This window comes from Halomonas sp. 3D7M, from assembly GCF_014897885.1.
Lineage (GTDB): Bacteria > Pseudomonadota > Gammaproteobacteria > Pseudomonadales > Halomonadaceae > Vreelandella.
In genome coordinates this window covers 36,369-51,480 of record NZ_JABUZF010000170.1, presented here as the reverse complement: position 1 = coordinate 51,480, position 15,112 = coordinate 36,369, and the positions used below count along the sequence as shown (strand labels likewise).

13 protein-coding genes are annotated in these 15,112 nt (G+C 52.7%); 8 read left to right on the top strand and 5 right to left on the bottom strand.

Translation table 11 applies throughout. The features are described 5' to 3' along the window. The first annotated feature begins 387 nt into the window (after positions 1-387). Positions 388-1,266 (top strand): alpha/beta fold hydrolase, encoded by an 879-nt coding sequence (locus tag INT22_RS08900; protein WP_193068080.1) that lies wholly within the window; start codon positions 388-390, stop codon positions 1,264-1,266. 34 nt (positions 1,267-1,300) lie between these two features. Beyond that, positions 1,301-2,344, top strand: a complete 1,044-nt coding sequence (locus INT22_RS08895; RefSeq protein WP_193068079.1) for a patatin-like phospholipase family protein — start codon at positions 1,301-1,303, stop codon at positions 2,342-2,344. Positions 2,345-2,353: 9 nt separating this feature from the next. On the opposite strand, the gene INT22_RS08890 is transcribed toward INT22_RS08895, so the two are convergent. Beyond that, positions 2,354-2,920: a Smr/MutS family protein gene (locus INT22_RS08890; RefSeq protein WP_089038690.1), complete on the bottom strand. Its 567-nt coding sequence runs from the start codon at positions 2,918-2,920 to the stop codon at positions 2,354-2,356. Between the two features lie 196 nt (positions 2,921-3,116). On the opposite strand from INT22_RS08890, the gene prmB reads away from it, so the two are divergent. From prmB to phaC, 5 genes are all read left to right on the top strand, one after another. Further along, positions 3,117-4,076 carry a 50S ribosomal protein L3 N(5)-glutamine methyltransferase gene (gene prmB, locus INT22_RS08885; RefSeq protein ID WP_193068078.1) on the top strand — a complete coding sequence of 320 codons (960 nt, stop codon included), beginning with the start codon at positions 3,117-3,119 and terminating at the stop codon, positions 4,074-4,076. A 13-nt stretch (positions 4,077-4,089) separates the two neighbouring features. Then, on the top strand, positions 4,090-5,181 hold the full coding sequence (aroC, locus tag INT22_RS08880) for a chorismate synthase (RefSeq protein ID WP_038482654.1): 1,092 nt from the start codon (positions 4,090-4,092) through the stop codon (positions 5,179-5,181). A gap of 60 nt (positions 5,182-5,241) precedes the next feature. Next, positions 5,242-5,652, top strand: a complete 411-nt coding sequence (locus tag INT22_RS08875; protein WP_193068077.1) for a hypothetical protein — start codon at positions 5,242-5,244, stop codon at positions 5,650-5,652. A 155-nt stretch (positions 5,653-5,807) separates the two neighbouring features. Next, positions 5,808-6,218 carry a phasin family protein gene (locus INT22_RS08870; protein ID WP_038482660.1) on the top strand — a complete coding sequence of 137 codons (411 nt, stop codon included), beginning with the start codon at positions 5,808-5,810 and terminating at the stop codon, positions 6,216-6,218. 92 nt (positions 6,219-6,310) lie between these two features. Then, positions 6,311-8,164 (top strand): class I poly(R)-hydroxyalkanoic acid synthase, encoded by a 1,854-nt coding sequence (gene phaC / locus INT22_RS08865; RefSeq protein WP_193068076.1) that lies wholly within the window; start codon positions 6,311-6,313, stop codon positions 8,162-8,164. 169 nt (positions 8,165-8,333) lie between these two features. Here phaC and INT22_RS08860 read toward each other — a convergent pair whose 3' ends face one another. Genes INT22_RS08860 through INT22_RS21880 form a run of 4 tightly spaced genes read right to left on the bottom strand, consistent with a single transcriptional unit; the run spans position 8,334 to position 13,099 of the window. Further along, complete coding sequence (locus INT22_RS08860) at positions 8,334-9,524, bottom strand: ABC transporter permease (RefSeq protein ID WP_193068075.1); 1,191 nt, start codon at positions 9,522-9,524, stop codon at positions 8,334-8,336. After that, the gene (locus INT22_RS08855) at positions 9,524-10,669 is read right to left on the bottom strand and encodes an ABC transporter permease (RefSeq protein ID WP_193061645.1); all 1,146 of its coding nucleotides are present in this window, start codon (positions 10,667-10,669) and stop codon (positions 9,524-9,526) included. Before INT22_RS08855 ends, INT22_RS08860 begins: the two co-directional genes overlap by 1 nt. Further along, positions 10,656-11,669: an HlyD family secretion protein gene (locus tag INT22_RS08850; RefSeq protein ID WP_193068074.1), complete on the bottom strand. Its 1,014-nt coding sequence runs from the start codon at positions 11,667-11,669 to the stop codon at positions 10,656-10,658. The genes INT22_RS08855 and INT22_RS08850 overlap by 14 nt, the downstream gene beginning before the upstream one ends. After that, positions 11,666-13,099 (bottom strand): TolC family protein, encoded by a 1,434-nt coding sequence (locus INT22_RS21880; protein ID WP_193068073.1) that lies wholly within the window; start codon positions 13,097-13,099, stop codon positions 11,666-11,668. The genes INT22_RS08850 and INT22_RS21880 overlap by 4 nt, the downstream gene beginning before the upstream one ends. 423 nt (positions 13,100-13,522) lie before the next feature. Here INT22_RS21880 and INT22_RS08840 point away from each other — a divergent pair, with 423 nt between their 5' ends. Next, on the top strand, positions 13,523-14,887 hold the full coding sequence (locus tag INT22_RS08840; RefSeq protein WP_193068072.1) for a metal-dependent hydrolase family protein: 1,365 nt from the start codon (positions 13,523-13,525) through the stop codon (positions 14,885-14,887). The last annotated feature ends 225 nt before the right edge of the window (positions 14,888-15,112 follow it).

Here is a 15,112-nt window from a genome sequence, read left to right as displayed (position 1 = left end):
GCATCCTCATGAATAAATAGTGTGTTTATATACAGTATTTATTCGTGGAAGAGAAATTGCAAGCGACGCTCAACGCTGGGGGGCTGGGAGCTACTGGCTTAGTGGGTGCAATTGGCTTAGCGAGCAAGCCACAGACCAACCACCAACGCACTTATCACAGTAATCAAGAACACAAGGTTGCGAGCACGGGTGTCACGACGTGGTTTCATAGTCATTTTCCTGTTGGTCATCATCGTTAAGAGCATTTCGCAGTAGTTGCAGCACGCAAGCGTTATCCGCATAAAAGCGGCAGATGCGCTGCGCTTAGCATGGTAACGTTTACGCCTTAGAGCGTCATCTGACGTATATGACATTGCTTGGTTATCCGGCTTTTAAGAGATCCTGCTTATGAATGAATCGACCCACGTCGGTACCGCTGCGCAGCCGCTTTCCCTGGCGAATGGTCGGCTGGCGGCGCTTAGCTGGGGGCGTAGCACTGCGCCTACTTGGGTGGCACTGCATGGTTGGCTAGACAACGCGGCGAGCTTCAGTCGGCTGGCGCCGCTATTGGTGAAAGCACTGGATATTCGCATTGTGGCGATCGACTTCCGCGGTCACGGGCATTCGGCTCATGCGCCTGCAGGAAGCGACTATGCACTATGGGACTATACCCAGGACGTGCTGGATACCATGGAGTCATTAGAGATCGAAAAGGCGACGCTACTTGCTCACTCGATGGGGGCAGCCGTGGCTTGCCTAGTCTCGGCAGCGCTGCCTGAGCGGGTAGATAAGCTAATTCTGTTAGATGGCTTAGGAGCGCTAAACACACCTGCCGAAGAGACTGCCAGCCAACTACGCAAAGGGCTAGTGGCCTATCGGCGGCCGCTTTCCCGTCCTCCTCGTTATCCCGATGTTGAGAGTGCAGTTGCAGCGCGGGTAGCCGGAGGTGTCACGCCGCTGGACAGCATCACCGCCACGCCACTTGTCGAGCGCAACACCCAGGCCACTGCCGATGGGCATGTGCAAATGCGCACGGATAGCCGTTTGTTAAAGCCTTCCTTGGTGCGCTTTACGCCCCAGCAAGTGTTGGCGCTACTGGCGGAGATTCAAGCCCCGGTGCTATTGATAGAAGGGGAACGAGGTATTTTAGGCGAGCGGGACTGGGCAGAAAAAGCGCGCCAAGCAGTACCACAGTTAACGCGCCATGTACTAGCGGGTGGCCATCATCTGCATCTTGAGCCCCAGGCGGTTCATCACGTGGCCAGCACAATCAGTCAGCAAGCGTAGCGGGTACCTGATTGCTCGCGTTAGGAAGATGACGATGAAGAAAAAAGTAGCGCATGTTGTTAAAACACCTGTGGCAAGCAGCTGCTTGAATGGCGGTAATAAGGTTGCGCTGGTATTAGGGAGCGGAGGGGCCAGGGGGTACGCCCATATCGGTGTTATTGAAGCATTGGAAGCACGCGGCTTCGAGATAATTTCGATTGCGGGTTGCTCTATGGGCGCGCTAATTGCTGGTATTTATGCCGCTGGAAAGCTGCCTGAATACCGGGAGTGGGTGTGTAACCTGGACTATTTAGACGTGCTCAAGCTGGTCGATGTGACCTGGAGCCCAATGGGCGCCATGCGAGCGAATAAGGTCATGAGCAAACTTGAAGAGCTGGTCGGTGATAGATTGATTGAAGACCTGCCTATCCCGGTGACGACCGTCGCGACAGATCTGATTCGTCAACGTGAAGTGTGGTTTCAAAATGGCCCTTTACTCCAGGCAATCCGTGCCTCTATTGCCGTGCCGGGTGTCATTACCCCAGTACATGTGGGTGGCCAGGTACTCGTTGATGGCGGCTTGCTGAACCCACTGCCGATAATGCCGATATTAGCCACCCACGAAGCGGATTTTGTCGTGGCGGTTAACGTGACGGCGCACAGCCCACAACCGATCACCTTAGAGGAGTTGTTACCCCGCGAAGATACAAGCGACAGCCGCACCGCGTTAGAGCGCGACCGTGATGCTAATATTGGCGGTTGGATGGACGATGTGCGTGCCACCACGCGCCGCCTGTGGGATGGGCTGGGGGGCAGTAATGGTGAAGAGAGCGACGTTGATGAAACCGTTGACCTGCGTGGTCGGCGTGAGTGGGGTAAGCTCGATATGATTCTAGAGTCGTTTGATATCACCCAGGCGGCGCTGGCGAAGTATAAAATCGCAGGCTATCCGCCGGATGTATTGATCGAAATTCCCAAAACTGTTTGCAGCACTTACGAGTTTCACCGGGCCAACGAATTAATTCGGCTGGGTCGGCATCTTGCTGATGAAGCGTTAGAGCGCCGCATGCCTAGCATTGCTTCGGATGCGACCGAGTGACATAGCCGCCTACTGCCCGCGCTTGCGCAGCAGAATATACACCGCGCCTGTACCGCCATCGATATCGGTGGCGGAACAGAACGCCAAGACGCCGGGCCACTCTCTTAACCACGCATTGGTATGGCTTTTAAGCACCGGAAAGTCAGAGGTGGTGCCCCAGGCCTTACCATGCACGACTAGAACACAGCGCATGCCTTGTGCAGCGGCGTCGCGCAAAAAACTTTCAAGCTCAATCCTCGCTTCTTCTAGGGTATAACCGTGTAAATCCAACCCCGCTTGCCACGCGGTTTGGCCACGTTTTAACTGGCTTAAGGTGCGCCAGGGCAGGTCGGGCACGCTGAATTCCAGATACTCTGAGGGGCGTACCGCCTCTACTCGACCGTCGGTCGTGCGACCGCTGGTTTGCAGCGTGTTGCTCTCTACCGCCGCTTGTCGACGTGCTTGCTGGGCAGCTTCGTCGTTGCGCTTAGGCTTGCCGGGATCAGCTTGATTACTGGCAATACGGCGCACGCCTGCTGCCTGCAGCGCTTGGCGAAAGACACTGATATCGTCGTCATTGGGCAGGTGTCGCGTCATGGTCGGCTCAAATAGAGAAATGAAGTGTTAACAAATAAGCATAATTGAGAAGCGCACAGTATAGCGAGCTTGTCGTTGCTGTGAACCGTTCCTGTAAACCATAGCTGTGAACCGTTCACCGTGAACCACGCGCTGTGAACCAGACGGCGTCAAAGGTACAATCCTTCCATGAACTTTTTACACGCCAGGAGCCGCTGTGACTACGCATCTCAATGATGAGACCTCCCACTCAATGCTTTCGTTGCCGGAATCGGCATTGGTGAGCGAGCTTTTTACACTGCGCGATTACTTACGCTGGGTGTCCAGCGAGTTTTATCTGGCGGGGCTGCACTATGGGCATGGCACGGAATCGCCCTGGGACGAAGCCGTTGCGCTTTGCTTAGGCGCACTGCATCTGCCATGGAACGTCGACCCAGCTGTGCTGGATGCCCGCTTGCTGCCAATAGAGCGCGAACGCATTATCCGGTTAGCGCGAGAGCGGGTAACGACTCGCCGCCCGCTGCCTTACTTACTGGGCGAAGCTTTTTTTGCAGGATTCCCGTTCAGCGTTGACGAACGCGTGTTAATTCCGCGCTCGCCCATTGCCGAGCTGATTGAAGACGGCTTTGCTGCATGGTTCCCGGAAGAGCCGCCTGCCCGAGTATTGGACCTATGTACCGGTTCTGGCTGTATCGGCATTGCCACTGCATTGGTGTTGCCTACCTGCGAGGTGGCATTGGCGGATATTAGTCAGGATGCCTTAGCAGTTGCTCGTCAAAACATTACGCGTCACGACGTTGGTGATCGCGTGCGGGCTGTCGAATCCGATGTGTTTGATGGCCTGGAAGGGCAGCGTTTTGACCTAATCGTGTCTAACCCTCCTTATGTTGATGCGCGTGATCTGGCCACCATGCCTGCCGAGTTCCGCCATGAGCCTGCTCTGGCGTTAGGCGCTGGTAACGACGGGCTGGATATCGTGCGACGCATTTTGCGTGAAGCACGCCAGCACTTAACCGACGAGGGCTGGCTGATTGTTGAAGTTGGCAATTCCGACCGCCATGTGGAGGCTGCTTTCCCTGAAGTGCCCTTTATCTGGCTTGAATTCGAGCGTGGCGGCCAGGGTGTTTTTGCCTTGAGCGCCGCTGAACTCGACGCCCATGCGGCGTCTTTTGCGTGAGGAACTAACGCCCATGTCTGGCAATACCTTTGGCAAGCTATTTACCGTTACCACGTTTGGTGAGAGCCACGGCCCTGCTTTAGGCGCTATTGTTGACGGTTGCCCGCCTGGCATACCGATCAGTGAAGCAGACTTGCAGCTTGATCTAGATCGCCGCCGCCCAGGTAGCTCTCGACACACCACTCAGCGTAAAGAGCCGGATCAGGTGCGGATTCTTTCTGGCGTGTTTGAAGGCAAAACCACGGGGACGTCGATTGGTTTATTGATCGAGAACACCGATCAGCGCTCCAAAGACTACTCTAAAATCAAAGATCAATTCCGCCCCGCCCACGCTGACTACACTTACCATCATAAGTATGGCCATCGCGATTACCGGGGCGGCGGTCGTTCTAGCGCGCGAGAAACAGCCATGCGTGTTGCTGCTGGCGCTATTGCCAAGCAGGTACTGGCCGCGCAAGGAATTCAGATTCGCGGTTATATGAGTCAGTTGGGGCCCATTAAAATCGAATTCAAAACCTGGGACGCGGTAGGCGAAAATGCCTTTTTCTGCCCTGACCCGGACAAAGTGGCCGAACTTGAAGCCTATATGGATCAGCTGCGTCGGGATCAAGATTCCGTAGGCGCTGAAATTACCGTGATTGCCGACGGTGTGCCGGTCGGATTAGGCGAGCCGGTCTTCGACCGTTTAGATGCTGATCTGGCGCATGGTTTGATGAGCATCAATGCGGTAAAAGGGATAGAAATCGGGGCCGGATTTGGTTGCATTGCCCAGCGTGGCAGCGAGCACCGTGACGAGATGACGCCTGAAGGGTTTCTTTCTAATCACGCGGGCGGGGTGTTGGGCGGAATCTCCAGTGGCCAACCGATCGTCGCTCGATTAGCGTTGAAGCCAACGTCAAGTATTACCACGCCTGGGCGATCAATTGATATACATGGTCAGCCAGTTGAGGTAATAACGAAAGGCCGCCATGACCCTTGTGTCGGTATCCGTGCGACGCCTATCGCTGAGGCGATGATGGCAATCACACTGCTAGATCATTGGCTACGTCATCGTGGACAAAATGGAGATGTTAGCGTTGACACGCCACGTTTAGAACAACAATAACAGCACGGTGCGCTTGGCGTAACGCTGCTACACTCTAGGAAGATGGTTAAGGAGTCGCCTATGAAGATCAACGTTGAATTTGACCTGACACCGGATGAGTTTCGCCAATCACTAGGGCTGCCGGATGTTGAGGCGTTTCAGCAAAGCCTGCTGGAAAATATTCAGCGGCAAATGGAGTCAGGGGAAGATGGCTATGACCCTATGAATCTAATGCGTCCTTTCCTGCAGCAGCCGATGATGCAACAAGGTCTCTCCCAAGGGTTAGCTAACTTTGGCACGTATCAACAGATGATGTTGGACATGTTACGCAAAGCGGGTTCCTCCGGCAGCGGTGCCGAACAGGATGACGGCACAGATCAAGGCGAGTCTCAAGAGGCTGCTAAGCCAGCAGCGTCAGGTGGAAGCGCATCAAGTGCGAGAAGCTCCAAAGCGAAAGCGACGGCTTCTTCGCGTTCTCGCACTAAAGGGTAGAACTGTCATGTGAAATGTGTAGCGTGGTTGAGCGAGCTGCTAAGAATGTTGCAAAGCAGCATTGCAGCGTTTACTCTTTTTGCAGTGCAGCAATTTTGCCATGTGATGAGCCACTCCAGGCTCATGCCAAGGAACGAGAGACAGGAGCAGACACTATGCAAGATAAAATGATGGACGCCTTTAGTACCCAAACCCGCCAAATGTTTGAGCCAATGCGTAAGATGAACTCGCTGATGCTCAACAACATGGAAAAAATGACCCAGTATCAGCTGGAAGCAATGAAACGCTACAGCCAGATGGGCACCGAGCGCATTCGTAGCGCGACGGAAATTGACGATGCAGAAAGCCTGCGTGATTTTGGCACCAAACAAGCCGAAATGATGAACGAGCTTTCTCAGCAAATGCAGGAAGATGCCCGTGTCATGGGTGAGATGAGCTTGCAATTCAAATCCGAAATGGAAAAGCTGTTCAGCGAAGCTGGGCAGAAAATGAGCGAGCAAGCCACCTCTGCCACGAAAAGTGAACAGCCTGCGAAAGCGACTAGCCAGTCTTCACGTAAAAGCTAAACGCAACTATGTTCGCGGCGCCTTCAAGGCGCCGCGTTCTTTTGGATGATGTGCCTGGGCAGAAAATGCCAGCAGGTGAGGGGAGAGTGAGTATGCTGTCAGGGTGGAAAATGCCGTCTCAAGGTGTTTCTCAAGAAGAGCTTGAAGCATGGAAAGTGCAGCTAAGCGATGTCGGTGAACAGTACAAAGGACTGCTTGAGGATTTACTGTCACGGATAGCCCCCAGCGAAGCTGCTGACTCCGTCTACAGTGATATGCGCGAAAGCTTTGAAGCCGCCGCACAATCGCTTATGAGTAACCCTAACCTGTTGTGGCAAACCCAATCGCGCCTTATGCAAGATCAGTGGCTGCTTTGGCAACAGGGTGTGCGCGCTATGTCTGGTGAGCAGGTGACGCCATTGATCACACCTGCTAAAGGCGATCGCCGCTTTAAAGATGAAGCCTGGACGCAAGAGCCTTACTACTTGGCGATTATGCAGCAGTATCTGCTGTTTTCGCAGATGGTAGAAGAACTCATAGAAGACCTGGATGGCCTAGACCCGACGCAAAAGCGCAATCTGGCGTTTTATGCTCGGCAGTTGGTAAACGCCATGTCGCCGACTAACTTCGTATCGACTAATCCGGAAGTGATGCGCTGTACGTTGGAAACTCGCGGGCAGAACTTGGTGGATGGTTTGACGCGTCTGCGAGAAGACCTGGCGAACTCAGCCGAAGGTATCAATGTACGCATGACCGATCGAAGTGCCTTTGGTATTGGCGATAACATTGCGGTTACCCCGGGTGCCGTGGTGTATGAAAATGAGCTGATTCAGCTGATTCAATACACCCCCACTACGGAAAAAACCTTTAAAACGCCACTGTTGATCGTGCCCCCATGGATCAATAAGTATTACATTCTCGACCTGCGAGAAGACAATTCGCTGGTCAAGTGGATGGTGAATCAAGGGCATACGGTATTTCTGATTTCCTGGCGTAACCCAGGCCCAGAGCAGCGTGACATCACCTGGGCTGATTACATGCAAATGGGCCCCATTAGCGCGATGGAGGCCATTGAGCAAGCCTGTGGCGAGAAGTCAGTCAACCTGTTGAGCTACTGTGTGGGCGGCACACTAACCGCCTCTACAGTCGCTTATCTGACAAGCACGCGGCGTGGTCGCAAGGTGAAGTCCGTTACCTACATGGCGACGCTGCAAGATTTCCGCGATCCCGGTGATATTGGCGTATTCCTTAACGAGCGCGTGGTTGAGGGAATCGAAAACACGCTAGAAATGAAGGGGTATTTAGATGGCCGTTCAATGGCCTATACCTTTAATTTATTGCGTGAGAATGATCTTTTCTGGTCGTTCTATATCAATAATTACCTGAAGGGCGAAGTACCCGCAGCGTTTGACCTGCTGTATTGGAATACCGATGGCACAAACCTGACAGCAGGTACGCATGCGTGGTATCTGCGCCATATGTACTTGGAAAATCGCTTGGTCGAGCCGGGTGGCATTGAGTTGGACGAGGTGAAGATTGACCTTCGTAAAATATCGGCCCCCTGCTATTTCGTATCGACGAAAGAAGATCACATCGCTAAGTGGAACAGTACGTATTATGGCGCGCTGTTGCCCAAAGGGCCGGTGACGTTTGTGTTGGGTGGTTCTGGCCATATCGCGGGCATTGTGAACCCTCCTCATAAGAATAAATACGGCTATTGGACCAACGATGCGCTGCCCGAAACGCATGATGCATGGCAAGAAGGCTCGACCTTTAATGAAGGCTCCTGGTGGCCGCATTGGCAGGCCTGGGTGACGGAGAACGGCTATGCAGATCCTGATCCGGAAAAAATGGTGCCCGCGCGTCAGCCTGGAGAAGGTGGGCTAAGTGTTATTGAAAGCGCGCCTGGTCGCTATGTGAAAATGACGATTCCTGAGGTGCTGGGCGAACTCCCTGCCGCAGAATAATTTGCCACCATGGCATGATGGGCTGATGAAAAACCGTTACGTTTATCTTTACACTAACGGTAACGTTTAGAGTGGTAGAAAATGGCGGTGTGTCTCGTGCGGGTTGACCGATTGAGACATCACCGCCATTTGCGTCTCTACTATTAATACTCCTTCTGTTAGTAGCCCTTTATTCGTCCCTTTCAGCAATGTCACTGCAATGAGCTTGTCGTGGGCTTGGCTGGCGTTGCTGCCAAGCGAGCCACCAAAGCCATCCGCCATACAGAACGCATAATCCAACCAGTACGCTAATTTCCCGCCCGATACTGAGCAGTGGAGCCCCCATTTGGTTAATCGCCAAAAAACCTTGTATGCCAGGTTTTACAGGAATCAGTAGGCTTAGGGTGTCAAGCCACTTGGGCAAGCTTTCTGCAGGCCAAGCAAACCCTGCGGTGAAGACGATCGGTAGTGACGAGAGGAGCACCAGGACAGTGGGAAGTTCTGGTCGCGGAAGCAAGTAGCCAAGCCAAATGGCGAACAGCGTGGCGCTCATGAAAAATAGCACGCTGAAGACGAGTAATTCGCTAGGTGCAGCAACATGGGGGACACCATAAAGCTGAAAGAAAAAGCCAAAATAGAGCATGGCAAATAACAGGTAGATAAGCATAAAGGTGAAGAGTCGAAGCGGCAGTGCTAATGCAAGCGATGGCGCGGTTTGTCCCAGACGCCTGCGTGCACGATCTTTGATGGTTACGCTACCCGCGGCAATTAGCAGCGTCTGGTGCAGAATTAATACGAAGACAGCGGGCACAATGTAATTGATGTAGCCAGACGTGGGGTTGAACGCGGGCTTAGTAGTGATTCGCATAGGCATGATCTGACCGGGAATCTGAGCAGGGTTTTCCCCTTTCATTAAGCTACCAACGATTTGGGTTTGTACACTGAGTGTCGTCGCGGCCGTCAGCAAGCCCTCGACAACATTGCCGTAAATTAGAAAGTAACTGGCGTCCCCAGCGAAAGACAGGCTGGTAGGTCGACCTAAATAAACATCCCGCTCGAAGCCAGACGGAATAATCAGGAGTCCATGAACATCATCATTGGCCAGTAAGGCTTCTGCTTCCGCCATGCTGGAAGGCTGGGCGGCGACTCGAATTTGAGGAGCCGCATCTGCCATGCGGATAAGTTGCCGCGCTAGATGAGTGTGGTCATGATTCACCACCGCCACCGCTTGCTCTCCCGGCACACTCTTATGATAGGGAAGAGGGTAAAGAACGGCATAGAACAGTAAGCCGCCAACAATAACGAGCAGCACGGCCCGATCAGCAAATATATTCGCAATCTCTACCTGCCACGCTTGCCAACACCGTTGCCAGGCACTCATTAGGACACCTGCTCGGCAGGGTTGATGTTTAATTGTCTTGGTAAGGCATGAATGGCTAAGGGGAGTGGCAGCAGAAACAGCAGCAATATCAATAAGGGCGGTAGCAGAGTAGCCAGCGGTGCTCCGTGGTCAGCCACTGCTACCTGGAGTTCAATATAGTGTGTGGATGGCATTAAGTTACCCCAGACCCGTGCCAGCATATTCATATCGCCTCTTGGGAAGGTAATTCCCATAAAGGCAAAGGCTGGCGCTAGATAGGCGGCGCAAAGGCTTAGTGCGCGTACTTTGTTGGCAACCGCGGAGAGAATCAGCGTAGCCATACTTTGCACGGCCAGTACCATCAGTGCCATTCCGGCCACTAACCAAGCAAGGCTGTCCTCTGGTGACCAGCCGAGAAAGTAACTATACAGGCCCAGCATTAATACTCCCTGAAGCCAAAGCAGCAACGAAATAGGCGTCAGTAGTTGCCAAAGTGCGATACTTCTAGCGGAGAAAGTGGCTGGTAAAGGTGCTTTTTCGAGCCGCCAGCAAAGTGTAAGCAGCGTGGCGACAACAATCACAATTTGCCAAAGTGCGGGTGTGATCGTGGTGACTAAAAAGCGGGCATAGCTCATCCCAGAGTTATAAAGGGAGGTAATTTGTGGCCGCACGGGAGCCGCTGCGGCTACGGCTTGTGGTAACGCATAACCTTGACCAAGCCGCAATGCAACACCTGCTTCGGCGGCGAAGGTCATACCTGACTGAGTTAACGCGGAGGATATGAATTTTCCGGCCAGCAGGTATTGGCTATTGTAGAAAGCGACGACTTCAGGGCTGAGCGAGAGACGTAAGTCGCGGCCAAAGTCACGTGGAATGATCAATAGTGCTAAGACGTCACCACGCTGTAGCGCTTCGGCCCCTTCACTTGCCGAAGGATAGGGGTTAAGCATATCTAACGCTGGGCTGGCATCTAAATAACGCTGTAGCGAACGGGATTCAGCGGTATGGTCTAAATCGACTACGCCCACGGGCAGCGATTGTGGGGTGCCCATTTCAAATACGGCAATAAATAACAGCGTCATTAATGGGGGGAGCCATCCTGCCAGGGCTAGCAGCCAAGGCTGGCTGCGCAGCGCCTGCCAGCCATTCAGCCTAGTCGGTTCCATGTTGGCTACCTGACCGCGCATCCTCAGAAGGTAAATCAAGCAATACACTCATGCCTGCCCTTAGGCCAGGTACTGGCTCGACCGGGTGCATTTCCACTTCAAACGTGCGCATATCAAAGCCGCGCCCTGGCACCGTGGCACGCCAAGTAGCAAAGTCGCCCAACGCTGCGATGTGGCTGACTCGGAAGCGTGCCTGTTGGCCAAGAGAGGGAATATCCAGATCGAACTCGGTTCCTTGCGAAAAATGCTGTAGCAGGTCTTCACGCACATTAAATAGTGCCCATGCCTCATCTAAATCAGTAATCATGACCACTGGGAAACCCTGGGGTACCAGTTCACCTGTATTTAGTAAGACATTGCTGATGATGCCTTGATGGTGGGCAAACGCCATTGAGTCTTCAAGCAGTTCGTTGATCTCGTCGCGCAGGCTGGAGGTCATCTCTTCGCCAGCGCGGCTAGCGGTGCGTGCTTCTTCGCGAGGGCCAGCCTCTGCTAATCTAAGCACTTCCGCTGCAGTTACACGCGTCTGTTCCGCTACCCGTAGCAGTGTAAAGGCCTCGTCTAGTCGTTGGCGTGCCACAACGCCTTGCTCTGCTAGTACGCGAGTACGTTCGTAGGTTGTTCGTGCCAAGGTTTCTGCCGCTTGGGATTTCTGAAACTCACTGCGTGCGACAGCAATTTTTTCTTCCCGAGTACCGCCTTCCACTGCTTGTGCCAGCGAACGGCTGATCGTATCGAGTGCATCGACCTGGGTGAGTTTTGCCTCAAGCTCAGGGCTCTCAATACGGAATACCCGATCACCGACATTGACGCTATCTCCACGTCGTACGTCAATCTCTGCAAGCCGACCAGGTACTTTTGAAGACACCATATATTGTTGAGCTTCTATCTGACCCTGTAAGCGAAGAGGGGGTGTGCTATAGGTGTGCCAAAAAACAACGGATACTGCGATGGCGATCCCTGCCAATACGACCAGGATGAGAAATCTGCGCGTGGTCACGGAATTGGATCCCCCTCGCTAAGGTAAGCAAACAGTGATTCTTGTTGACCTGTAATACTGAGTAACTGGGTAAGTGACATGACGAACCGGAAGGCGGCAGCATCACGGCGCGTGTGGGTCGTGGATAGAAAGGTTTGGGCATCAATCACATCGAGTGCTCGACCAACCCCTTCTGAGAAAGCCAGTATTTGCAGGCGCAGGCTCTCTTCTGCCAACGCCACTGTACTTGCGAGGTCGTTATACTCTTCAAGCGCTTGATTCGCTTCACGGTAGTGTTGGTCGAGCAGCAATTCCAGCTTGCGGGAGGCGGCCTGCTGGCGATAGCGTAATTCCGAAACAGTGCTCACCGCTGCCTGTACTTTGCCACTCCGTCCGCTTCGGTCTACCAGTGGCATGCTGACGCCAACGCCAACTAGCCAGTCGGGCGTGAGATCGCTTGCTAAAGAGTCGTCTTCATAAAGGTTGTAGCTGCCAAACATGAAAATATTGGGATGATAAAGTCCACGGCTTGCCTCAACCACGCTTTCAGCCTGTGCCTGGGTATTAGCTAATAGCCTGAGAGCAGGGTGGTCGGCTAGCCCTGGTTGAAAATGCCCAATTGGCGGCAGCGACGCAAGCGTAAACAGGGGAGACGTAGGCGTTGGGCCCGGTGAGTGACCTCCTAAGCTAGATTCAGAAGGTGCATAGTGCACCAACGACGCTAATGCTTGCTGGGCGCTATCACGCTGTTCGCGAATAGCACGGGTAGTGATGCGTGAACGGTCATAGGCTGCTTCGGCGGCTAAGCGTTCTACCCGGGCAATTTGATACTGCTCTTCAAGTGCACGAGCAGAGCGGTAATGCTGAGCAAGGGTGTCTTCAGCTTGCTGTTGAGTCGTCAGCGCACGCTCTGCCATGACTAGTCCGTAATAAGCGGTTACTAAATCCATGAAGCGGACGCGGTAGACCTCTTCAAGTAGTAGGGAGGCTTCCCGCTCTTCCAGTGTTAATAGTTCCCGCGCAGAGCTGATTTTGCCCCCCGTATAGAGCGGCCAAAACATCGCTAACGAGCTTCTGGCAACATTGCGGTTAGTGACCGGTGTACGAAATGCATTGGGACCACCAATAAGGTCAACTAACAGTTGGCCAGGCAAAGAGTCAGCGACGCTGCTAAGCGGATTAAGCGCAAGTGCATCTACTTCAATTGGGTCATCGAGGTGGGTATAAGAGCCTAACAGGTCTATTTGCGGCAGCAGTAAATTATTGCGGGTGGAAAGCAGTGCAGCGGCGCGTTGTTGGGCAGCTTGGCCTGCGGCAACGTCATCGTCTTGGCTGCGCAGTTGTTGCCAAGCGTCTTCTAGTGCGAGTGGTTGTGCTTGAGCAGATTGGCTGGGTGATGCTGTGGCTATCACAAGTAGTGATGCCCATAAAAAAATGCCCGAGCTTTTCACAACTCATCACCTCATTTGTTGTTTATTAAAAATGTTAAACCACAATGTAGGTGTTAAGTGCAATAAATGAAAAAAGTTTATCGGAAATTCGTTGGTTTTCGTTGACCGTCACTTAAAGCTTTAGTGAGCTATGTTAGCTCGCTAGCATTCATCGCAAGTTTTCGATAAAGCGACTGTTATGAAATTGCCTGTTGGGAAATTTGAGATATATTAAATAGCATTAAGCGATGAAATGCTGACTTAGTCTTCTGGGTTTAAGTCTTGAAAAGTTGCTTGTACTTCTTACCGCTAAGCGAGGCTCTAGCCATGCCCCCAACTGCCCGTTCTTTATTTTCGCCAGTGTTAACAGATGCCCACGTTCATCATAGCCACGGGGCATGCTGTTGTGGGTCGCCGATATTGCAACGCTTTCATGAACGGGTGATGGCAGAGATTACCCGTCGCCAAATGATTGGGGGAACAGCGGCGGTGATGGCACTTTTCGCAGGTTTACATGTGCCGTTTGCCGTTGGGCAGCAGCCAAAGGCCCATGATGGACCTCTGCTGTTAACCAATTTTAAGCTGTTTGATGGCAACGGTGGCCCGCTGCGTGATGGTGTATCAATCAGGGTAGAAGATGGCCGTATCGACGCTATTCTAGACGGTAGTGGAGAGGTAGAAGGTATTGATGTCATTGATTGCGGCGGTCGTGTATTGATGCCCGGTTTGATTGATGCCCATTGGCACACCACCCTAGCGGCCATCTCCCAGATGGAAGCCATGACTGCTGATATTGGCTATGTGCATTTGGTGGCAGCCAGAGAAGCAGAACGAACCTTAATGCGTGGTGTGACTTCAGTTAGGGATGTAGGGGGGCCGTCGTTTGCGTTAAAGCGTGCTATTGATGAAGGTATTGTGAATGGCCCTAGGATATTTCCCGCAGGGGCGATGATTTCTCAAACATCGGGCCACGGTGATTTTAGAATGCGCCATGACGTACCTCGTGGCAGCACAACACCGCTAAGTGAAGTCGAGCGTCAGGGTGTTGCAATGATTGCGGATGGTGAGGCTGAAGTGCTCAAGCGCACACGTGAGCAGCTAATGCTAGGTGCCTCGCAGATCAAATTGATGGCTGGCGGTGGGGTCGCGTCGGTTTACGATCCATTAGACAGTACCCAGTTTACGGAACGAGAGCTACGCGCAGCGGTTGAGGCTGCCGATGATTGGGGCACCTATGTGATGGTGCATGTGTATACGTCACGTGGTATCCAGCGCGCTCTGCGAGCCGGCGTTAAGTCGATTGAGCATGGCCAATTGGCCGATGAAGAATCGGTAAGAATGATGGCTGGAGAAGGCACGTGGTGGAGCCTTCAGCCTTTCCTGCAAGATGAAGATGCTAATGTTTACCCTGATGCTGCGCGCCGAGAGTCTCAGCGCCAAGTGTCTGAAGGTACCGCTCGTGCTTATGAAATGGCACAGCGGTTTAATGTGAAAACTGCCTGGGGTACCGACATTCTCTTTAGCCCTAAAAACACCCCGAATCAACTGCGGCATTTGGCAAAATTAACGCGCTTTTATGATCCGTTAACAGTGTTGGCAATGGCAACAGGGCATAACGGTGATTTGTTGTCACTTTCAGGTCCGCGTAATCCTTATCCTGGTGTACTTGGGCGCATTGAACCAGGTGCACTAGCTGATCTCTTAGTCGTAGATGGCGACCCAAGTCGCGATCTTGAGTTTCTAAAAGACCCAGAACGTAACTTACGCATGATTATGAAAGGCGGGCGAATTTATAAAGAACAGCTATAAAAAAGCGCTGAATATAATTCTTAAAAATTTTCAGTTAAAGCGATATTTTATTACTTGGTGATAAGTGCCTGAATAAAATTAAGCGGGCACTTATCATAGGTAGCCATTGTTTCGATAGTATCTACATTCTTGCAACGTATGCATAAGCACTTGGCTGCTCGGATGTTGTGGGAGGGAGCTTTAGCTTTGGTTCGACACTTCGACGATGATTCAACTGATTTGCAT